General features: G+C 41.8%; 14 protein-coding genes. All 14 read left to right on the top strand.

Annotation, left to right across the window (positions count from 1 at the left end):
* Positions 1-41 precede the first annotated feature (41 nt).
* The gene (locus ACRD69_RS15890) at positions 42-3,434 is read left to right on the top strand and encodes a SusC/RagA family TonB-linked outer membrane protein (RefSeq protein WP_430816098.1); all 3,393 of its coding nucleotides are present in this window, start codon (positions 42-44) and stop codon (positions 3,432-3,434) included.
* 20 nt (positions 3,435-3,454) lie between these two features.
* Complete coding sequence (locus ACRD69_RS15885) at positions 3,455-5,026, top strand: SusD/RagB family nutrient-binding outer membrane lipoprotein (protein WP_430816097.1); 1,572 nt, start codon at positions 3,455-3,457, stop codon at positions 5,024-5,026.
* Positions 5,027-5,038: 12 nt separating this feature from the next.
* A complete protein-coding gene (locus tag ACRD69_RS15880; RefSeq protein WP_430816096.1) occupies positions 5,039-6,898 on the top strand; it encodes a LamG domain-containing protein in 1,860 nt (619 codons plus the stop codon).
* Positions 6,899-7,021: 123 nt separating this feature from the next.
* Entirely contained in the window at positions 7,022-7,843 is an 822-nt protein-coding gene (locus ACRD69_RS15875) for a response regulator transcription factor (RefSeq protein WP_430816095.1), read from the top strand.
* 159 nt (positions 7,844-8,002) lie between these two features.
* Positions 8,003-8,731 (top strand): GntR family transcriptional regulator, encoded by a 729-nt coding sequence (locus tag ACRD69_RS15870; RefSeq protein ID WP_430816094.1) that lies wholly within the window; start codon positions 8,003-8,005, stop codon positions 8,729-8,731.
* A gap of 4 nt (positions 8,732-8,735) precedes the next feature.
* On the top strand, positions 8,736-9,671 hold the full coding sequence (locus ACRD69_RS15865) for an ROK family protein (protein ID WP_430816093.1): 936 nt from the start codon (positions 8,736-8,738) through the stop codon (positions 9,669-9,671).
* Between the two features lie 9 nt (positions 9,672-9,680).
* A complete protein-coding gene (locus tag ACRD69_RS15860) occupies positions 9,681-10,853 on the top strand; it encodes an MFS transporter (RefSeq protein WP_430816092.1) in 1,173 nt (390 codons plus the stop codon).
* Positions 10,854-10,868: 15 nt separating this feature from the next.
* Positions 10,869-13,523: a glycoside hydrolase family 3 N-terminal domain-containing protein gene (locus tag ACRD69_RS15855; RefSeq protein ID WP_430816091.1), complete on the top strand. Its 2,655-nt coding sequence runs from the start codon at positions 10,869-10,871 to the stop codon at positions 13,521-13,523.
* Between the two features lie 123 nt (positions 13,524-13,646).
* A complete protein-coding gene (locus ACRD69_RS15850; RefSeq protein WP_430816090.1) occupies positions 13,647-15,938 on the top strand; it encodes a GH92 family glycosyl hydrolase in 2,292 nt (763 codons plus the stop codon).
* The gene (locus ACRD69_RS15845) at positions 15,928-17,220 is read left to right on the top strand and encodes a GH36-type glycosyl hydrolase domain-containing protein (protein WP_430816089.1); all 1,293 of its coding nucleotides are present in this window, start codon (positions 15,928-15,930) and stop codon (positions 17,218-17,220) included. The genes ACRD69_RS15850 and ACRD69_RS15845 overlap by 11 nt, the downstream gene beginning before the upstream one ends.
* On the top strand, positions 17,220-18,983 hold the full coding sequence (locus ACRD69_RS15840; protein ID WP_430816088.1) for a class I mannose-6-phosphate isomerase: 1,764 nt from the start codon (positions 17,220-17,222) through the stop codon (positions 18,981-18,983). Before ACRD69_RS15845 ends, ACRD69_RS15840 begins: the two co-directional genes overlap by 1 nt.
* A gap of 16 nt (positions 18,984-18,999) precedes the next feature.
* On the top strand, positions 19,000-20,295 hold the full coding sequence (locus ACRD69_RS15835; protein WP_430816087.1) for a GH36-type glycosyl hydrolase domain-containing protein: 1,296 nt from the start codon (positions 19,000-19,002) through the stop codon (positions 20,293-20,295).
* 3 nt (positions 20,296-20,298) lie between these two features.
* Positions 20,299-23,415 (top strand): GH92 family glycosyl hydrolase, encoded by a 3,117-nt coding sequence (locus ACRD69_RS15830; RefSeq protein WP_430816086.1) that lies wholly within the window; start codon positions 20,299-20,301, stop codon positions 23,413-23,415.
* A 509-nt stretch (positions 23,416-23,924) separates the two neighbouring features.
* A partial coding sequence (locus ACRD69_RS15825) for an endonuclease domain-containing protein (protein WP_430816192.1) occupies positions 23,925-24,058 on the top strand: 134 nt, incomplete at its 3' end.

The raw sequence follows: 24,058 nt of genomic DNA, 5'->3' as shown, positions 1-24,058 counted from the left end.
TATAACTAATTATAAACTGTATAATTAAGCATTGCAAATTTATGAAAAAAAACAAAACCATAGTTGGTATCCCTTGGATCCAGCTAAAGAAACTAGCACGTATTATGAAACTATGTGTTCTATTTATGATAGTTGGGATGGTACAAATTAGTGCTGCCACATTTGGGCAAAACGCCAAAGTATCTATCAACTTAAAGAAATCTACGCTATCCAGAGTCTTTGATGAAATTGAAAAACAATCTGATTTCAACGTTTTCTATAGTAAAGAAGATGTGAACGAAAATCAGCTTGTTGATGTTAATGCCAATGATAAAGATATTGAGGAAGTTCTTGATAAGGTACTAAACCTTAACGAGTACAAATATCATATTATTGATCAGGATATTATTATTACAAAACGTTACCAGACTGTAGAGGCTTCAAACATGCAGCAACAGATTAAGGTTAGCGGTACAGTTACTGATGATACGGGGGAACCGTTACCTGGGGTAAACGTTTTCGAAAAAGATAACGTAACTAATGGTACTATCACAAGTATCGATGGTAGTTATGAATTATCTGTCTCTAACACAGAAGCTATTCTGGTATATTCTTTTATTGGTTATGCAGAGCAAGAAGTGAATGTTGCAGGACGTAATTCAATTAATATCACATTAGTGTCTGATGCATTGGATATTGATGAGGTAGTTGTAACCGCTCTAGGTATTAAGCGCGAAAAGAAGGCCTTGGGTTATGCTGTTCAGGATGTTAAATCGGAAGCGCTTACCCAGGCTGGTGATGCTGATTTAATTAGCTCACTACAAGGTAAAGTTGCCGGTGTTCAGATTAACCAGTCTGGTGGTGGTATTGGAGGTACTTCACGTATCGATATTCGTGGAGCAAGCTCATTAACCGATAACAATGCACCTCTTTGGGTGGTTGACGGTGTGCCGTTTGATAATGGAAATGATCGTGATGGCAGTATTTGGGGCGGAACATCCCGCGCTGGTGGTGCTTTTGACTTGAACCCTGAAGATATTGAGTCTGTATCGATATTAAAAGGTCCTAACGCAGCTGCCTTATATGGTGAGCGTGGTGGTAACGGTGTGATCGTGGTAACCACTAAAAAAGGCAAGAGCCGTAAAGGTTTGGGTATCTCATATGCAGGTGGTGTTACATTCTCTGAAGCCGCCTATATGCTCGACCTTCAGGATCGTTACGGACAGGGTACAGATGGCGTCTATTACAAGGACAGTGAATGGTCATGGGGACCTGAAATGAACGGACAGGAATTAGAATCATGGACAGGTGAAGTAATTCCATTTACAGCTCAAAAAAACCGTTTAAGAGATTTTACCCGCACAGGTTTAAGTCACAAGCACAACGTTGCTTTTACTGGCGGTAATGATGATGGAACGTTTCGTGTTTCAGTAGGTAAAGATATTATGAATGGTATTTATGAAGATCATAAAGTTGAGAAGACAACTTTTGACTTCAGAGGAGATTACAATATCAACTCATGGTTAAATATCGATACAAAATTATCATACTTTGTAACAGAAGGCGATCAGAGACCTGAGATTGGTAATTACAGTTATGTTTCTTATTTCAACGCAATGCCACGAAATATTCGTAACCAGGACTTAAAACCAGGTTATAATATTGTTTCTGGTGAACACGTAGAAAAGTTATATACTACTGTTAATGCTAACAATCGTAACCCATACTTTTTACAGGCGCAAACAGATAATACAGACAGTAAAAACAGAACCTTTGGTTATGTTGCAGCTAATGTTAAACTTCACAAGAACTTAAAAGCTAAGTTTAAGTATGGTTTGGATTTTTACCAATTTAATGCTGTTGAAGGTTATTTGTATGGTGATAATGTAGATTCATCTCGTCCAAACTACAATACTGAACAGAGTAACTTTAAAGAAGAGAACTACGAGTTTTTACTGTCATATAACAAAACATTCAATGATGATTGGGCAGTTGGTTTAAATTTTGGAGCCAATAATATGTCACGTATGGATAAACGCCTTCGTGCGACATCCGGTCGACTTGCTTCTGAAGGAGACTATTTCTTAGGAGCGGGTTCTAATATCAATGCTACAGAATCAATTACAGAGTCGGAAGTACGATCTGTATACGGATTTGGACAGGTGGCTTACCGCAATAAAATTTTCTTCGATTTCACAGGTCGTAACGACTGGTCTTCGACTTTAACATCAGCTGATGCTGAGTTTGATAACTCTTATTTTTATCCATCTTTGAGTTTAAGTGGAATTATCTCTGATATGATTGATATGCCAACCTGGGTGTCATTTGCCAAAGCAAGAGCTTCATGGGCACAGGTGGGTAAAGCAACAGATCCATATAATACCAGTCAACTGTATAAATTAGAAAGCTGGAACTATGGACTAACAACCGGAATAGTTCCTGAAGATGCTGTTATCGAAGATTTGAAGCCTGAAATTTCTACTTCGTGGGAAGCAGGTGTTGACTTACGCTTTTTTAATAACCGTCTTGGTTTAGATTTTACTTACTACAATGAGTTAACTAAAAACCAAATTGTTAACATCGAAGTGGTACAAAGTTCTGGTTATAAAACAAAATATATCAATGCTGGTGAAATCAGTAACAAAGGTATCGAGTTCATGCTATCTACAGTACCGCTTAGAACACAAGATTTTACTTTAGGTCTTGACTTTAACTTCTCTAAAAACGAAGGAGTACTTGAAGCATTGCATGAAGACCTGAAGGAGTATGATTTCGGTAGCAATGTATGGGCCGTTGAAGGCGGTAAATTAGGAGATATCAGGGGGTCGGTTTATGCCCGAAACGATCAGGGACAAATCATTGTTGATGATAAAGGATTACCAACTTTAGCCCAGGGAAGTGATCATGTAATTGGTAACATTCAGGCTGATTGGACAGGGTCTATTAACCTGACTGCAGATTACAAAGGACTATATATGTCAGCTTTATTCTCTGTTCAGGAAGGTGGAGATATTCTTTCTAGCTCTGAACGTGGTGCTACTTCGGCTGGTACGGCTAAACGTACTGATGTTAATGATCGTATGGCCTTCTTTGTTGATGGTGTAACTGCAGATGGCGGACCTAATAACGTAATGGTGAGTGCAGAAGAATACTGGCGCCAGGTGGCCAAAGTGGATGAGGAGTTTATGTATGATGCATCACATATGAAGTTAAAAGAAATTGTTATCGGATATAATGTGCCAAAATCTTTGTTAGAAAGAATTTCTGCAAATAATCCTATTCAGTCGATGCGAGTTGCTGTTGTTGGAAGGAATCTTTGGTACCTGTATAAAGACACACCAGGTACTGTACCTGACGCAAGTGCTTACAGTTCAGCTTATGCAGCACAAGCATTTGATTTTGCTCCAGTTCCGTCAACCAGAACATATGGTTTCTCGATTAACTTAGGTTTTTAATTAGCTAAAAGAAGAAAGAAATGAAAAATATATATACAGCATTACTAGCTATACTGCTTCTGGTAACAAGTTATAGCTGTTCAGATGATTTTGGCGATATGAATGTTCCTTCTGATGCAACTACTAAGGTGGAGCCTAAGTTCTTCCTTAATAAAATGCAACAGGAAGTATTCGCTAATTACCAGCGTAATGTCAATTTATACCCCGATTTATATAGTCAATACTGGGCTAATACAGTATCTAGTTTCGGCTCGCCACGCTACGAATATGTTGATGGCTGGATTGGTAACCAATGGAGTGAAATGTATACTCGTCACTTAAGAAGCTCACAGGCTATTACAGATCAGTATGGAGGAAATGAATTCTATATTGATGCCCTGGCGATTAATGATATCTGGATGTGTTACTGGTGGTCGCGAATGACAGATACATATGGTGATATACCATATTTCGACGCTAGTAAGGGGAATCCGGTACCTTATACTGCTCAAAGTGAGATTTATGATGATTTATTTAAACGTTTAGGTGCAGCAGTTGAAGCGATAACAGGTGGATCAGAACAATATAGCTACGGTTCAGAGTATGATCTGATATATAAAGGAGATGTTGAGAAGTGGAAACGCTTTGGAAACTCACTACGCCTTCGTCTGGCCATGCGTATTGCCAATGTTGACCCAGCGCGTGCTGAGGCCGAAACAAAAGCAGCACTTGAAGGACCTGGAGGATTATTAATGGGTAATGATGATGTGGCACGCGTTCCAATGTGGAGTGAAGGATGGTATGATTATTTACATCAAATGGCTTGGGCGTGGAATAACATTCGCATGTCAAAAACCATGTCAGATTATTTATATTCAGAGTCAACAGCAGGTGAAGATCCACGTGCGCCAATGTGGTTTGCTTATCAACGAATAGAGAATGATAAAGCGGTTCCAAAAACAAAGGAAGAAGTAGGGGAGAATGAGTACCGTGGAATTGAAAATGGTTACAACATCGTTCCTGTCAATTCGAAAGAGATATATGCAACCATCAACCTTGAAGGTGGCTATGAAGACTTTGTTGGTAATGGTGCTGATAAAATGTATTGCCCCGTTATGTTCTTCTCAGAAGTTAAATTTCTATTGGCTGAAGCTGCATTGCGAGGATGGACTTCAGGTGATTTTGAATTACTTTATAAAGAAGGAGTTGAGGCTTCAATGAATTATGTAGGTGTTGAGGCAGATGCGATTACAACTTATGTTGATGGCTTGCCTGCATTTACTGCTGATAATGAGGCGCGCTTGAAGCGTATTATTACTCAAAAGTGGATTGCTAACTTCCCTAATGGACCTGAAGGATGGGCTGATTTTCGACGTACTGACTACCCGGATATTACATTGCCTTTTGAAGGAGTAAGCGGTAGTTCAACTGTGGCTGCAGATACATGGGTAAAGCGTGTAAGATATCCTGATAATGAGCACCGTCAGAATGAAGAAAATATGCCTGAAGGTATGCGCTCAGAGGATACAGACAGAATGGACATTAAAGTTTGGTGGGATACGGCTGATACTAAAACCAAAAGTAATGGTCTAATGAGTACAAATTTCAACTAAATCAGGATAGTAATGAAAAAAATATATAAGTATAAAATAACGCTTTTATCAGTGCTTTTTACAGCATTGGCAATAGGATTTGTTTCATGCGAAGATGATGAAACAAGTGGTCCATGGGATACAGCTTCTTTGGATGCATTAATTGTTGAAGCTGAAAATCTGATTGCAACTTCGGAGGAAGGTGGTAATCCGGGTGATTATAAACCTGGTGCTAAACAAGAATTACTGGAGTGTGTTAACTGGTGTAAGTGGAAGATAGACAATTCAGATAGTCAGGAGGATATTACTGATGCAGCAAATAAACTACAGATTTATATTAACAAGTTTAAGAATAATACAGTTGCCCTGGCTATTCCCTGGATTAAGCAAACACCTGATACTTACATCCAGATTTCAGATAATATTAAACCTGTATTAGATGGTGCCTGGACAATAGAGATCGAATGTTACATTATTGATCTTAATACACGTGGCTATTCCAATAACCTGTTTTCGTGTGAGCAAAGCGGTCCTGACAGTGGATTTGGTGTTCGTTATTTTGGAGATGGTAATATCCAGACAGTAGTTGGTAACAATAACTGGGTTGATACAGGAAATCAGGCTGGTGCAGGCACAATGAAAGCCGGAAAATGGATGCATGTTGCATTAAGTAATGATGGTTCAAACCAGGTCATGTATATAGATGGTGTTGAAGTTGCGACTAACAGTAATACGCATTTATTGGCTGCTGATAAACCATTTGTGATTGGTAACAGTCCAATGTGGACAGACAGAGTTTGTAACACAATGGTTCGTGATTTCCGTGTTTGGAATGGAGTACGTTCTGCACAACAAATTGCTGATAATAAAGATGCAATCATCAATGGTGATGAAGATGGCTTAGAGGCTTTCTTCCCATTCGAAACAGATTTAGGTGACAGCTTTACTGATGTAACAGGTAAGTATACCGCCAAAATGATTGGCGATATTGAATGGCTTCTGGATGGAACACCTCCTGAGATTGTATTGGATTATACAGCATTAAATGATGCTATTACCGAGTTGGAAGCATTTAAAGCTACTATAACCGAAGGTACTGCAGATGGTGATTATCCGGTTGGAACTGTAGCTTATATTGATGAGCTGATTGAAGATGGTAATGTCACTAAAGAAAATGCAAACCGCCAGGATCAGGTTGATGAAAAAGCTTCTCAGTTGCTTGCTAAAATTGGTGTTGTTAAAACGATGTTGGTGGCCGATGCAATGGGTATTTTTATTGATCGGGAAGATAGTGATGCCGTAGGTTTACGAATTACACCTAACTATACACCTCAGGGTGATTATACGGTTGAATTTGATGTTAAAGTACGTTCATTGTTTGGTTACGGAACAGGTGAGTTCTTTAACAACGGTGAGTATGGAGTTTGGGTATATGGTTATAGTGAGTTAACCGAAGAGAACGTGCTGGCTTCCGGTGGTCTTTGGAACTTTACAAATGCAGGTAACGGCTGGCAAGGACCAAAAACTGATCCTTTGGTGATGAAAACCGGCGAATGGCAACATGTAGCGTTAGTTCATGATAATACGGCCCGTACAACAAAGATTTTTGTCGATGGTGAAGAAAAAGCATCTTTTGAAGATATTGGTGCACCAAATGTTTCTGGCTGGGGCGAAATGTGGCTTGGTAATGGCTGGGGCAAAATGGATGGATACATCAAAGACTTCCGTCTTTGGGACGTTGCCCGTAATGTTTCTGATCTGGATGCTGATATTATTGGTACCGAGACAGGTTTGAATGCTTACTTCCCTCTTGACAAAGTGGCCGGTGTTAAGTTTAACGACGTAACAGGAAACTACCAGGGTGAAATGCGTGGCATTTCATGGAATAAGTAATTTGAGAATAAAACTGATGAATAGCCACAGTATTTTACTGTGGCTATTTGCAATGTTTTTAATGATCTGCCTGTGAATATCTTCCCAAATAGTTTGTTCACAGGTAGATAATAATTCTTCATTATGCAACAGCTAGCTATTTCCGTATCCAATCCACAGTGGAATCAACTCAAGTCAGGTGCGCTTTCTATTGTCCCTCAGCAACATATTGTTGTGATAAATAAAATGGGTAACAACCTGTTTTCTTCTGATCTTGAAAGTGAATTCGCAATCGTAAAGGCTTATTCTAATCAACATGGAATAGAAAATACATTGGCAATTCTACCTAAACTGGTTTTATTTGCGTCTTATCGGGTAACAGATGAAGATACGTACCTGGTTCAAAACTTGCGAGATAATCCTTTAACCGCTCACATTCCTGTTGTATTTATAACGTCTGAAATATCAAATCAGCAGCAAATAAATTGTTTGCAGGCCGGTGTTGATGCAGTGTTCCAAATGACAATCGATAAGGATGTTTTAAATGCCCAGTTGAAAGCCCTAATTAACAGCAGGGAGCACCTCCGTGCCGTTTATAAGCAAAATCAGGCCTTGGTCAACGGTATGCACAGCGATTCATTAGACCGCTTGTTTATTAAGCGTGCCCGTCAGATTGTTTTGGAGAACTATACCAATTGCTCCTTTAATATTGATGAGTTTGTAAAGCTGATGAATGTAAGCCGAACAATGCTCTATGTGAAAATTAAAAGCTTAACTGATAAAACAACGAGTGAATTTGTCAGAGATATCCGTTTAGAAGAAGCAGCCCGCTTGTTGAAAGAGGGTTTGTTAAATGTGTCTGAAGTTGCTTTTGAAGTAGGCTTTAAAGACCCCAAGTACCTCTCAAAGAAATTTAAGCAAAAGTTTGGTATTACACCTGCCTTATTCAGGAAAGGAGAAGTTTGAAGCCGAACTATAACTTCCGCTATTTCTGTTAACTCTGGGTTTAATGTATTGAGAATATTATCTGGTGGACTATTGTGCAATAAATGGTGCCAATCATTCACCGGATATCCATGTTGAAAAATCATTGCATAATATTGTATGTTCAAACATATGCACAAGATGGAATTAAGAATTGATCATAACAGTCCGCTGCCACTTCATGCGCAGGTAGAGCAGTTGTTAAGAAAACTCATTGAGCAGCCCGAATTCAAAAACGGGGGCTTTCTTCCTAAAGAAGTGGACCTGGCCAAAAAGTTAGGTATTTCGCGTAATACTTTACGACAGGCAACCAATAAGTTGGAGTATGAAGGCTTGTTGATCCGTAAAAAAGGGGTGGGCACCAAAGTGGCTGAAAAGGAAATATCCACCAACCTTGACAGCTGGTTAAGTTTTACCCAGGAAATGTCAGAAAAAGGGGTGCAGTTCATTAATTTCTCTGCTGAGGTAAAAATGGCAAAGGCCAATGCCAAAATAGCATCATTTTTTGGTGTTGATGAAGGTACTGAGCTTTTATGTTTATGTCGTCTGCGTGGCAGTTCCGAAGGTCCTTTTGTGTATTTTGAGAGTTATTTTCATCCAAGAATTGGCTTAAGTAAAGACGTTGATTTTACCCGGCCTTTGTATGAGATTTTAGAAAACGAATTTCATATTGTACCAACCAGTTCCAGGGAAAAGATAAAGGCCAAGTCAGCTTCCAGGATAACTGCGGATAGGTTAAAGATAACAGCGGGTGAGCCTGTGCTGGTAAGAGAACGATTTGTTTCTGACCCGGGAGCAAGGCCAATTGAGTATAACATTGGCTTTTACAATGCTGAGAAGTTTACCTATTCCATAACCATAAAGCGTTAGTATCATGCAGAAAAAATTATCAATAGGTGTTGATGTTGGCGGTAGTCACATTAGCTGTAAAGTAATTGACTTAAATACCAGGCAATTGGGAAATGTAGGCTTCAACTCGTTACCAATGAATAATCAGGGCAGTAAAGAATCTGTTTTTGAAACCTTTGCTGAATTAATTAATCCATGTATTCAGCAAGTTGGTAAAGAAAATGTAGTTGGAATAGGGCTGGCTTTTCCCGGCCCAATTGATTACGAGAATGGGGTGGGACAATTTACCGGGGAGAATTCAAAATACCAAAATCTTAACCAGGTTAATATTCGCGAGGAACTTCGGGATCGTGTCGACATTGCAGGTGATCAGATTCGCTTTATTAACGATGCTACAGCATTTGCGGCAGGTGAATATTTCAATGGAGAGCTTACCGGTAGTTGCAGAAGCCTGGCAATTACATTGGGGACCGGTTTTGGAGCTGCTTTTCTGGATATGGGTGTTCCTGTTATCAGTGATGAAAAAGTGCCTGAAGGAGGATGTTTATGGCATCTGCCATTTGATAAAGGCATTGCCGATGATTATTTCTCCACCCGAGGGCTGGTTGAGCGATTTAATGTCCTGTCAAACAGGTATGTAGAAGGGGTGAAAGAAATGGCTGAATTGTACAGCACAAACCATATTGCTCAAGAAGTATTTACTGACTTTGGTAATAAACTGGCTTTGTTCCTAAGGCCCTGGTTGCAAAAGTTCGAAGTTGATAAAATGGTCATTGGCGGTAATATTTCACGTGCGTTTCACTTGTTTGAAGGAGCCTTAAATCATGGCTTGAAACAGACGGGATTGAATGTCCTTGTAAAGCCATCATCCAGGCTTGAAGATTCAGCATTTATTGGTGCTGCTATGTTGCTTGATGATGATTTCTACCAGTCAGTTAAAGAGCAGTTAAAACGAATGTAAATCAGATCTATGAAGAAAATACATCCCAAAATAGTATTACCCGTTTTGTTCTCATTCTTAATCGTCAGTTTTGTCGATCTTGTGGGAACGGGCGTTGATGAATTAAAGCAAAGTAGCGAAACACCGGCTTACTTGCTGCAATTGATTCCTTTTGTGGCCTTTATATGGTTCTTCTTATTGTCGGTTCCGGCAGGAATATGGCAATCTAAAGTGGGAAAGAAGAAAGTACTGAGCCTGTCAATTTTAATAACGGCTATTGGCTTATTTGTTCCTGTTATAGGAAATACACTACCGGTCATTTTGTTGTCTTTCTCACTGCTGGGCATTGGTAACACCATTATGCAGGTCTCAGCCAATCCATTATTGATGGATGTTGTACCGGATGAAAAGGCCTCCGGGTTTTTAAGCTTTTCTCAATTTATAAAATCATTGGGCTCAATGATCGGGCCCTATGTAGCCGCTGTGGTGGGGCCTCTTATTGCTCAATCAATAGGATTTGAAGGAGAAGGTGCCTGGCGCTTCGGTTTGTACTTATTTGGAGCAATATCAGTATTGGCCTTTGTTTGGTTGAGTTATACCTCTATCAATGAAGAGCAAACGGATAGTACCCAGGTTAGTTTTTCTTCCTGTCTGCAGCTGTTAGGTAACAAATACATTGCCTTAATGGTGCTGGGTATTTTTGCAATTGTTGGTGTTGATGTTGCTATTAATTCAAACATTGGTGCTTTTCTGCAACTTAAAATAGGTGTTGAGGAGGAAGCCGCCAAGTACGGCAAAACAGTTTATTTCTTTGCCAAGATGATAGGTACTTTCATTGGCGGCGTTATCCTGATGAAAGGAAACGCCTCTAAGTTTTTAAAAGTTTCAGCATTACTGGCATTGATATTTGTATTGACTCTTACAATGGTTGAAAACGCAGTGGCCGCATGGGTGTTGATTGGTTTGGTAAGCCTGGGGGTATCCAATGTTTTTCCACTGATCTTTTCCATCACCGTTGGGCAGTATCCGGCACGATCTAATGAAATATCAGGCTTAATGATGATGGCTATTTCAGGCGGTGCCATATTTCCTTTTTTGGTTAGCCTGGCCATGGAATATCACCTGAATGGGGGACTTTGGGTCATCTTCGGTTTATTACTCTATATACTCTTGCTAACAATCTTAAAACCAACGAAATTGTAATAAAATTATATTTTTATGAGACCGCTATTTATAATATTGATCAGTACATTGCTGATGTTTGCCTGCGACAATTCATCAGAATTACCGGCATATAAAAACGCTGATCTGGATATTGAAACCCGCATAGCAGATTTACTTTCCCGGATGACACTGGAAGAAAAAGTGATGCAGCTGGATATGTATTCGGCTGGTGATGTATGCCATGAAGGACGCCTGTCGGTCGGGTTGGCTGAAAAAGCCTTAAAGGGCATGAGTATAGGAAGTGTTCACGATTATTATCCTGAAGAAGCAGCATATGCCAATGAACTTCAGAAATACATTATAGAAAATACACGTCTGGGTATACCTGCCTTGTTTATAGAAGAGGCTTTACATGGATACCAGGGTAGCAAATCAACAGCTTTTCCGGTGCCTGTTGGCATGGCTAGTGCCTGGGATGTGGAGCTTATGGAGAGAATTGGTAAAGTGGTTGGTCGTGAAACCCGTTCAGTGGGCGTTCACATGGTTTTGGCCCCGGTATTAGGGATAGGCCGCGAGCCTCGCTGGGGACGTGTACAGGAAACCTATGGTGAAGATCCTTACCTGGCAGCACGAAATGGTGTAGCTTATATTAATGGCTTACAGGGTGATGATTTAACCAACGATGATGCTGTAATAGCCGAGCCAAAGCACTATGGTGTTCATAGTATACCCGAAGCAGGAAAAAATACCGCCCCTGTTTATATTGGAGAGCGTGAGGCCCGAAGTAATTTTTTATATGTGTTTGAAAAGGCATTTGTAGAAGCTGAAGCTTTGGGGGCAATGGCTGCTTATCACGAGTGGGACGGTATTCCTGCGGCAGCTGATCCCTGGTTACTGAATGATTTGCTAAGGGGTGAATGGGGCTTCAAAGGCATGGTATTATCCGATTTGGGAGCTATTGCCAAGCAAACCAATTCTCACGGAACAGCTGAAACTCCTAAGGAAGCTATCTCTAACTCCATAAGAGCTGGCCTGGATATGCAGTTCTATGATTATAAACATGATGTATTTCAAAACGCGATCATAGAGGCGGTTAATGATAATACCTTAAAAATGGAAGATGTTGACCGGGCAGTGGCAAGTGTGTTGTATGTAAAGTTCCGTCTTGGTTTATTTGAAAATCCATATACCAATGTTGATCTGAAAGCAGAGCGTTATCACAGTAAAGAACACCAGGAGATCGCATTGGAGTCAGCCCGAAAATCCATCACTTTACTACATAACAACGATATTCTGCCATTGGGCGATGATGTGAAAAAGATTGCTGTTATTGGTGAAATGGCGGGTAAAGTGCATCTGGGCGGTTACTCACCTAAAAATGTGGAAGGTGTTTCAATTGTTGATGCTTTCAACGAAACAGACTATGATGTTAATTTCGTAGACCTGAATGTTCCTGCCTTTAACCTGGAGCAAATAAGTGAGAAGTTTTTATTGACTGAATCGGGCGAACCTGGCTTGTTAGCTGAATATTTCAATAACACTGACTGTTCTGGTGAACCTGTCTTCTCGCAGATTGAGACCAGCCTGGTCAAATACTGGCATAACCTGAGTCCTGAGGCGGGTGTTAACAGCGACAACTTCTCGATCCGATGGACTGGTTTTATCGTACCTGAGATTTCGGGGATTTACAATTTTGGAATGATCGCCGATGATATAGCGCGACTGACGATTGATGGAGAGGTGATCATTGATAACTGGGACAGAGCGACAATTAACCAATGGACACATCACCAGTTACGATTGGAAAAAGGGAAGAAGTATGCCGTGAAACTTGAGTTTGCCGAGTTTGAAGATTATGCAGGACTGCAGTTGAAATGGGAGATCAAACCTGATGTGGACAAGAAAAGCACCATGTTTGAAAAGGCAGTGGTAGCTGCTAAAAAAGCCGATGTGGCTATTCTTGTATTAGGTGAAACTGAAGATGATAGTGGAGAAGGAAAAGATAAACTTCGACTTGAATTAAATGCGAACAGCAAACGTTTATTAAACGAGGTGGCAACTACCGGAACGCCAATCATCCTTGTGCTTCAGAATGGTCGCCCATTGGCTATAACAGAAGAATTAGAAAAGGTTGACGCGGTGTTGGAAACATGGTATGCAGGCGAATTGAGCGGACAGGCCACAGTGGAGATATTAACAGGTAAAGTCAACCCATCCGGTAAATTGCCTATTACCGTTCCTAAAACAACAGGTCAGGTGCCTTTATATTATAATCAGAAGAAATCTGCTACCGCCTCTTATGTTGATGGAACACGCGATCCTTTGTTTGCCTTTGGACATGGCTTAAGCTACAGTGAGTTTAAATATGCCGACCTGAAAATAGAAAAGCCGCAGATCAGTGCTAATGATGAGCAGATCGTAAGTGCAATGATCAAAAATACATCTGAAATAGCAGGAACAGAGATTGTGCAGTTGTACATTACCGATGTATTCAGTTCAGTTGCCACACCGGCCATTCAGCTTAGGGGCTTCACACGTGTCGAGCTGCAACCGGGCGAAGAGAAAGAAGTATCATTTACCATATTGCCAGATGACTTAGCGCTTTGGAATAAAGAAATGAAGCGAGTGGTTGAACCTGGTGAGTTTAAAGTGATGGTAGGGGCAGCCTCCAATGACATTCGTTTGGAGTCGTCTTTTGTGGTGCAATGATTCAGTAGATGACAGTGAGGGTTAAATTTCAATTAATGACGTGTAAAGATGTATTTAAGTAAATGTTCAAACATATTAACAAGCTATTGCAAAGGGGGGATAATTCTATTCTTAACAATGTTAATGATAGCTTGTCAGGAGCAGGTGAATCCAATTGACTATGTCAATCCCAATATTGGTACAGCTCATAGTCGATGGTTTTTCTATACACCGGCTTCACTGCCCTTTGGCATGGCAAAACCAGCACCATCAACCAACGGTCATTACGGCAATAAGTGGGGGTGGGAAGCGGTAGGTTACGACGAGCGTCATACCTCTATTGAAGGATTTGTTAATACCCATGAGTTTCAGATTGGCGGTATTTCACTGATGCCTACCTGTGGCTCCTTGATAACAAAGCCCGGTAAACTTGAAAATCCTGATGAAGGTTACCGTTCACGCTTTTCGAAAGAGACCGAAGAGTCCAGACCCGGATATTATAGTGTTGTGTTAGATGATTATAACATTAAAGCTGAACTGACTGCATCAAAAAGGGTGGCCTTTCACCGCTACTCATTCCCTGAAAATGCTGAGGCTAATCTTGTTTTTGATATCGGACGAAGGCAGGGCGAGAGTGGCAAGGTACTCGATGCTCATGTAAGCAAAGTGGATGATAATACCATTGAAGGCTGGGTGAGGACTGAGCCCGAGTATGTAAAGAAATATCAGAAAGGTGCATGGATCGACATCTATTTTTCTGCATCACTAAACAAAAGCATAGAGAACTTTGGCATGTTTATCAACGATTCTGTTATGCCCGGTAAATCATCGGTTTCAGGAGTTGGAGCAGGTGCATATGTATCCTTTGTAACAGATAAAGCCGAGCAGCTTGATGTACAGATTGGGATTTCATTTACTTCCCTTGACAATGCCCGCCTCAATCGAAAGGCAGAGTCAATGTCATTTGATAAGGCAAAGGAAATGGCACAGGAAATATGGACCAATGAATTAAACAAGATCAACGTGCAGGGTGGAGCTGTTGATGATCGAATCAAATTCTACACCGGCCTGTATCACGCTTTGTTAGGTCGGGGACTGGCAAGCGATGTCAATGGGGCTTATCCGAAAAATGATGGTAGTATAGGACAGATTCCTCTAGATAGTAATGGTCAGCCCGAATTTTCGTTTTACAATACGGATGCAGTTTGGGGTGCTTTCTGGAACCTGACACAACTGTGGGCTTTGGTCTGGCCCGAATATTATAACGATTATGTGCAATCACACCTGCTGGTATATAAAGATGCGGGTTGGTTAGGCGATGGACTGGCCAATAGCCGGTATGTATCCGGAGTAGGAACCAATTATGTTGGTCTGATTATCGCCGCGGCTTACAACTGTGGTATTCGGAACTACGATGTTGACCTGGCTTTTGAGGCTGCTTATAAGAATGAATCAGGCTGGAAAGACCGTCCTTATGGTGCAGGTAAGTTAGATGTTAAACAGTTTGTTCAAAATGGTTTTCTCCACCATTCAGATATCCCAACAAGCGATATACCTGAGCAATACCAGTTTTCAGCATCCCATACTTTAGAGTATTCATTTGGAGCACATGCAGTGGCTCAGTTTGCCCGGGCTTTAAATAAGGAGGATGAATACCGGCAACTGAAACAGCTGTCATATGCCTGGAAAAGCCTTTTTAATGAAGAGAACGGCTTTATACATCCAAAGGACAGTATGGGTAATTTCATCGACGATTTTAACCCGTTGCAAGGGTGGAGAGGCTTTCAGGAGGGTAATGCCTGGCAATACAGCTTCTATGTGCCGCATCATCCCAGAGAGCTGGTAAATAAGATAGGGGTGAATGAGTTCAATAATCGCCTGGATTCTGTTTTTCTGTCATCGCGAAAAATGAGCTTTGGCGGAGGAAAGGAAATTGATGCTTTTGCGGGTGTTGAAACACTATACAACCATGGCAATCAGCCAAGTCTTCATATACCATGGCTGTACAATTTCTCAGGTCAGCGTGAGAAGACGCAATACTGGACCCGGAAAATAGGACGTGAATTTTATGGCACAGGCCCGATTCACGGTTATGGCTATGGACAGGACGAAGACCAGGGACAACTTGGGGCCTGGTATGTAATGGCATCGATCGGTCTATTTGATGTGGCCGGCCTTACCAATGAGCATCCGACCATGCAAACCGGTAGCCCGGCTTTTGATAAGATTGATATTCAGCTGAATAAGGATTATTACCCTGGCAAAAGCATCACAATAAAGGTTAGGAATAACTCCCCTGAGAACCTGCTTGTTAAGTCGGTGATGTTAAACGGACAAGCGGTCAACGGACAGGTGCCTTTCAACGAGTTGGTTAAAGGTGCCACTTTAGACTTTGAAATGAAATCATCAACAAATTTATATAACAATGAGGACTAGTTTTTTCATATTAGGAATGACCTTCCTGCTCTTGGGCTGTGCCCCAAAGTCAGGAATCAGTAAGGAATTAAAAGAATCCATTCAAACCAATGAGAGCTTTGACTTTGTCAAACAAAAGGCACTGGAGGTGGTGAAAACCGGGTTTAATGCCGGCGATGGATATGGTGAGGTATGGATACGCGATTATAACACTTTTATTGAGTTGTCGGCCGAGGTATATCCCAGGGAGGAACTTAAGGAGAACCTGCGTGTCTTTTTCCGGCTACAGGGCGATGATGGTAACATACTCGATGGCTTTATCCCACAAAGTAAAGCGGTTCATACCGAGGGTGGGTATAAGTATTTCTACAGCGATCTGGAACCCAACTATTGCGGCCACAAAAACACGGTCGAGACTGATCATGAATCTTCATTGGTGCAGGCAGTATACAAGTATGTAATGAAAACCGGCGATAGGGAGTTTTTGAATGAGAAGATTGGTGATAAAACAGTTGCTGAGCGTCTCCAATGGTCAATGGAATTTTTAATGAATCATCGCTGGAGTGCAGATCATGGGTTAATATGGGGGGCTACAACTGCCGACTGGGGCGATGTGCAGCACAGTCACCCCTGGGGTGTCTATATCACCGATGATACCAAGTATTGCCTTGATATTTATGATAATGCCATGATGCTTATTGCTTTGAATAATATCATAGAACTATTGCCAGAAACCAAATCGAGGTGGAAACCCGTGCGAGATAAATTGGCCAAAAATACCATGAAGCACCTTTGGGATGAAAGTAATCAAAAGTTTATACCTCATGTGTACCTCGACGGTTCACCTTATCCTGATGACTTTAATGAGAATGAGATATTTTATCATGGTGGAACGGCAGTGGCCATTGAGGCTGGTTTATTAAACCGCAAACAGATTAAGACTTCCCTTGATAAGATGATCGCCAATGTTAAGGCTTCAGGAGCCGGTTCTATTGGTTTAACCATGTATCCGCCATACCCCGGTTGGGCTTTTGAAAATAAAGGCATGTACCCTTATGGTTATCAGAATGGTGGTGACTGGACCTGGTTTGGTGCCCGTATGATTCAGCAACTGGTAAAGTATGGTTTTTACCAGGAAGCCTATGAGCAATTACTACCCATGACAGAACGTGTGCAAAAGAATGATGGCTTTTTTGAATGGTACACGGTAAATAACGAACCAACAGGGTCGGGTACCTTCAGAGGTTCAGCAGGCGTTTTATACAAAGCCATTGAGATGTTGGAAAATGTAAGTGAAAAATAATGGAGAAGATAAGAGAAACGAAGCAGTTTCTGTTACCTGTCAATAAGGAGGTAACTGAAGAGGGAGCCTATGATATTTATCCAAGCATGAAGCTTGAGGCAGGAAGCATACACAATGATATTGAGTCATTGGCTGCCAGGCTTGCCGGTAAGGAAACCATTTGCATTGATGGATATGTTGGCGTCTTTTTTGAGCCCTTTATCAAACTGTTAGGCAATGCCCTGGAGTCCAAAGGCAGAAAGGTTAATCTTGTGAAGGTTGATCAGGCTCTTAGATCTCCTGCTGAAATTGATGATCTTGTCAGGCCTTTTTTGGGTGGTGATGATCCCATTTTTGGTAAACGCACAAGCCTTGAATTAGCAGACTTTTTTGATAATGACAAACTACAAAGTCTTCAGAAAAAGTCAGGTGTTGATATCAATATCATGTATGGTATTGGAGCCTCATTAAGCAGTTGGAATGGAACCTTGCTATACATTGATCTGCCTAAAAATGAGTTACAGTTCAGAGCCAGGGCCCGATCAATATGCAACCTGGGCGCCCATAAGCCTGATGCCATAAAACCCATGTATAAACGGTTCTATTTTGTAGACTGGGTGGTGCTAAACAAGCATAAAGCAAAGGTTTTAAAGGACATTGACATGGTGATCGATGGCCAGCAAACAAACGAAGTGGTATGGATGACTGGTGATGATTTACGAAAGGGATTATCATCAATGGCTAACAACGTGTTTCGTGTAAGGCCATGGTTTGAGCCGGGAGCCTGGGGTGGTCAGTGGATCCGCGACAGAATAAAGTCTTTGAATAACGATGTTATTAATTATGCCTGGTCCTTCGAATTAATAGTACCCGAAAACGGATTGCTGTTTGAGAGTGATGGTAAACTGCTGGAGGTGTCATTCGACTGCCTGATGTTTCATGAAAACAAGTCTGTTATGGGGGTGAATGCCGATCAGTATGGCTATGAGTTTCCCATCAGGTTTGACTTTTTAGATACGTTTGAAGGTGGTAACCTAAGCATCCAGTGTCACCCGCAACTCGAATATATGAAAAAGCACTTTGGCGAAACCATAACACAGGAGGAGACCTATTATATTTTAGACGCCGGCAAAAATGCCAAGTGTTACCTGGGGTTCCAGGAAAATGTTGATCCAAAGGTTTTTGAAGAAGATTTAAAGCATAGCTTCCAAAATAAGGAGGCCATTGATATCACCAGGCATGTTCAGGTACATGACTCTCATAAGCACGATCTGTTCCTGATTCCGCCAGGTACCATACATGGCTCCGGAACCGAGAACCTGGTTTTGGAAATAAGTACAACACCTTACATCTTCACCTTTAAAATGTATGATTGGTTACGTTTGGATCTGGACGGAAAACCTCGGCCCATTAATGTGGAGCGCGGTATGGAGAATCTTTGTTTTGATCGCAAAGGTCAGTATGTGAAGGATAAGTTAATAGCTAAGCCAGCATTGATAAATGAAGGAAGTGACTGGAAGCAATACCATTTGGCGACACACGAGAAGCATACCTACGATGTAGAGCGCTATCATTTTAATACTGAGATTGCTATAGAGACAGGCGGAAAGTGCCTTGTGCTTTCACTGGTTGAAGGAAGCAGTATTATTGTTGAAACTCAAAATGGCGTGAAGCAACGCTTTAACTATGCCGAAACTTTTGTAATTCCTGCTGCGGCAGGGGCCTGTAAAATCACCAATGAGTCCGGAAATGAGGCCATGATGGTTAAAGCTTTTATGAAGTAATTCTAAACACAGCACTATGTATAGGTGGATTTTTTTACTCATTGCCGCTTTTCTGATGGGATGTCATACGCAGAATGAGAGCAGCAAAGAGCTGGCTGGTAAAATACTGGCTGACGAAAAATTTCAGAAGGTTGACGCAATGGCCCGTGAGTTAATGAAGAAGGGCTTTTATGCAGGCTCGGGCTATCAAATGGTTTGGAGCCGTGATCTGAATACCTTCATTGAGCTTTCGTGCGATGAATATGATAACGGTGTTATTCGGGAAAACCTTTTACTATTTTTCCACTTCCAACAGGAAAATGGGGAATTACTGGATGGATATGTTCCCCGCGAAGCTTTCACATGGCACGATCCCAATACCTATGAGTCGGAAACGGCCCCTGGTCATATTGGTTTTAAGAATACTGTGGAAACTGACCAGGAAACATCATTGATACAGGCAATTTATAAATACATTCGAAAAACGGGGGATAGGTCTATTTTAACAGAGCTGGTGGCCGGTAAAACTGTTTCTGAAAGAATGCGTTTATCAATTGATTTCCTGTTAAACGAAAGGTATTCGGCACAGCATCAACTTATCACAGGTGCTACAACCTTTGACTGGGGCGATGTTCAGGTTGAAGGAGGAGCAGTGGTTGATACAGATTCTTTAACACATTGGAGCATAGATGTGTATGATAACGCCATGTTGGCTATCGCTTGTCAGAACCTGTCACAACTGACTTCTGATAGTGAGGAGATAGCATACTGGAAGACCAGGTATTCAGATCTTGTTAACAACATCAGAAAATACTTATGGGATGCCGGCAGGCAGAAATTTATTCCACACGTTTATATCAGCGCTTCACCCTTTCCGGCTGGTTTCGACGAGAATGAAATCTTTTACCACGGCGGAACAGCTGTAGCTATTGAGGCAGGCGTGTTAACATCAGATGAAATTGCCGCTACCATATCGCATTTCAACAGCAATGTTCAAAAGGCGGGTGCCCAATCGGTTGGCTTAACGGTCTTCCCGGCCTACCCTCAGGAGGTATTGGGTAAGGGAGTCACTGCACCTTATGAATATCAGAATGGCGGGGACTGGACCTGGTTTGGAGGCCGTTTAATTCAGCAGCTCATAGCAAATGGATATGTGAGGGAAGCCTATGTAATGGCTCAGCCCATGATGGAAAGAGTAATTAGCAATGATGGCTTCTACGAATGGTATACCCTTGATGGAAGTCCAATGGGCTCGGCCGATTTTAAAGGATCAGCAGGTGTATTGGCAAGGTCAATTGAAATGTTTTACGAATGGGCGGAAAAAAATAAATAAAGTATGAGAACAATGTATTTAGCTGTGGCGGCATTATTAGTGTTGATAAGTTCCTGCACACAGCAAAGCAAAGTAATATGGCAAATAGGTCAGGATAACAATTCAGGTAATGAATTTGCCTTGTCTAACAATGGCTACAATGATTATATCGCCAATGATTTTGGCTGGGAGGATAAGTATTACCTGGTTGGCCGGTCCGATGCATCAAAAGACTGGCCGTATATCATACCCGGCACCAGCGATACCTGGGGCGGTACATGGGGAACATCAGGATGGCGTTCCAGTACCCTGAATATTTTGTTTGGTGTTGAGGAATTACCCAAACGTGGTCAATGGAACCTTAGTATCAAACTATTGGACTACAATGGCAAAGATCAACCGCTATTTAAGGTCACCGTTAATGGGAATGCCCGTAAATTCAAATTACCTGCACGGGCTTCTGAAAGTAATATCGACGGTGAACCCTGCGACTCGTGCCACCACCTGATTGAAATACCATTGCCGGCAAGTGAGATACATGCGGGGGGCAACGAAATAAATCTAACAACACTTGAGGGTTCATGGATCAAGTTTGACTGTATCAAGCTCGAAGGTCCGGGGAATACAATTTTGACTGATCCGGGCAGCGTATTTGTAAGAAATATCGAAGCTGCTGATTACGAGTTGAAAGGCTCTCAGCCTTTATTGGTTGATGTGGAGCACCTGGCTGGTACACCCGATTTAGTGGTAATGCTTGACGGCAATGAAATTTTTAAAGAAAAGGTGGAGAAGGGGCGTTACATTTTTGAAGCACCTATGCCGGGCGTTGAAGCACCTGTGGAAAGTGAATACGAAATACTGATTGATGGAACAGCGGTAGCCTCAGGATTGGTTGAGCGGAACCCCGGTGAAGAAGTGACACCGGCCGCTTATGTGGATACAAAAATGGGGACTGGCCATTCGCGTTGGATGATAGCACCAGGTCCATGGATGCCATTTAGTATGGTTAAGCTGAGCCCCGATAACCAAAATCCGGCCTGGCAAGGGGGCTATGAGCCTAACTTTGAATCGGTAGCTTGCTTTAGTCATATTCACGAGTGGACCGTTGCCGGTTTAGGTATGATGCCGACCAACGGTCAATTGCAGATCAAGGTTGGTGATGAAAAGGATCCGGATAGTGGCTATCGATCAAGGATAGATAAAGCAACAGAAAAGGCTCCAATAGGCTCTTACAGCGTAGAGCTGACTGATTACAATATACTGGCCGAATTGACCTCTACCACACGTTGTGGATTACAACGCTATACCTTTCCTGATGATGGTGAGTCAAGGGTGCTCATAGATTTGCAAATACCGGCTGAATATACGTATCAGAATAAAGAAGTGGAATTGACACAGGTGAATGATCACCGCATTGAGGGATTTTCACATCAGATAACTGAAAATACCTGGGCTGGAGGTATCGATCAGGAGTACATAGTGTTCTTTGTGATTGAGTTTGATCAACCAATTGCATCAGCCAGTGTTTGGGTCGATGATGAGGTGATTAAAGCCAGTAAGCTGAGACATAAAAATCCTGAGGATGCAGGATTTATAGCCGGCTTTAATACAACTAACAATAAACAGGTACAGGTTCGTACCGGAATCTCCTATGTCAGTATCGAAAATGCATCTGAAAATTTACAGAAGGAGATTACTGAACCCTTTGGCTGGAACTTTGATGCAGTAAAAAACTATCATATTGCGGAATGGGATAAGCTGTTCAGTCGTGTTGATATCACCACTTCCAATCAAATGGAAAAGAAGCGTTTTTACAATGCCATGTACCGCTCATTGTGCAGTCGCAACATATACAGCGATGTCAATGGCGAATGGCGCGATGCGGATGAGGTGGTTCGTAAAATGGATAATCCCCTCAATCCTGCTTTAGGCTGTGATGCCTTTTGGAATACCTTCTGGAACCTGAATCAATTCTGGAACCTGGTAACACCTGAATGGAGCAGTAACTGGGTGAAATCGCAACTGGCCATGTACGATGCCAATGGCTGGCTGGCTAAAGGGCCTGCTGCCATGGAGTATGTTCCGGTAATGGTAGCCGAACACGAAATTCCCTTAATTGTTGGTGCTTACCAAATGGGTATTCGCGATTTTGATGCGGAGAAAGCCTTTGAAGCCGTTAAAAAAATGCAGACAACGCCTGCGCAGGAAGTTGGTGGTGGCTTTGCCGGGAACCGCGACCTGCTGCCTTATTTAAAGTACGGTTATGTACCATATGACATGGGGCGTTTTTCCAACTCACTGGAGTACTCGTATGATGACTGGACTGTATCACAATTGGCCTTGTCGCTGGGTAAGAAAAAGGATCATAAGACCTTTCTGAAGCGCGGATATAACTGGAGGAATGTGATTGACACAGATACGGGGTATGCCCGTTTAAAGGACTCCAAAGGCCAGTGGAAAGAAGATTTCGATCCTTATAAATCAGGGGCCAACCACCATTATGTGGAAGGAAATGCCTGGCAGCTCACGTATTTTGTGCCCCAGGATGTACCTGCTTTAGCCGAAATGATCGGTAAAGAACGTTTTATCGAACGCCTCGACTGGGGATTTGAAGAGAGCGATAAAACACGTTTTAACGGTATGAATGACCAGTACTGGAACTATCCGGTGATACAGGGTAACCAGCAATCCATGCACTTTGCTTTCCTGTTTAACTGGGTGGGTAAGCCCTGGCTTACACAAAAATGGAGTCGCGCCATTATGGAGCGGTACTATGGCTACGGTATCTCAAATGCCTACCTGGGCGATGAAGATCAGGGACAGATGAGTGCCTGGTTTGTAATGGCTTCGCTGGGCTTATTTCAAACCGATGGTGGTTGCAGTGTTGATCCTGTCTATGAAATTGCCAGTCCGTTGTTTGAGAAAGTAACCATTGACCTTGGAGGGAGATACAACAGAGGAGAACAGTTTGTTATTGTGGCCAATAACGCATCCCGATTAAATAGATATGTACAGTCGGCCCGATTAAACGGAGTCGAACTAAGGGATTTTAAATTTCCGGCCAATGAATTGCTGAAAGGTGGTAAACTGGAGCTTGAAATGGGCGATAAACCCAATAAAAATTGGGGAATAGATAATTAGTGAATAGTGGGTAGTGCCTGGTGCCCGCGCCGGGTGCTTCGCTACCCTCATCTTTTTGTCGATCCCGATAGCTATAGTTAGTCGAACTGATAAATAGTCGAACTGATTAACTGTCGAGTTGTCGAACTGTCGAGTAGTTGAATTGTCGAACCGTCAAATTGTTTATGAGTTTATGCGTTTATAAGTTGAACGATTAAACTAATAAACTATATTTTTTAACCAAGCTGTAAATAGCAGGCTGTAGGCCTGCCACATCATAGCCCGGGGCAAAGCATAGCGCCGCCCACGAGTGTTCGAAAAGATTCAAACATTCACATATATAGTGTTTTGCAAGCTGTAAATCAGCTCTCCTCCTGGCAAGGAGGAGTACCTCGACGAAGGAGAGGGGAGGTGGTTTTAAGTCTTTTTATAAATTAGTTTTCAACAATATAAGAAAGATATGAAAAGTAACCGGCCAGAAATGATTTATAGGAGAAAACTATTGAGAAACAGAGCAACTCCAGCGGAATGTGAACTTTGGAATTACCTTAAAGGAAAAAAGAATATGGAATCTGAAGTTTAGGCGACAACATTCTATTGGGCAATACATTCTGGATTTTTATTGTCCTCAATTAAAGCTAGCTATCGAATTAGATGGGGAATA

The sequence above is a fragment of the Carboxylicivirga agarovorans genome (assembly GCF_050589845.1).
Lineage (GTDB): Bacteria > Bacteroidota > Bacteroidia > Bacteroidales > Marinilabiliaceae > Carboxylicivirga > Carboxylicivirga agarovorans.
The sequence above is the reverse complement of the archived record's forward strand: the minus strand, read 5'-3'. Positions and strand labels throughout refer to the sequence as shown.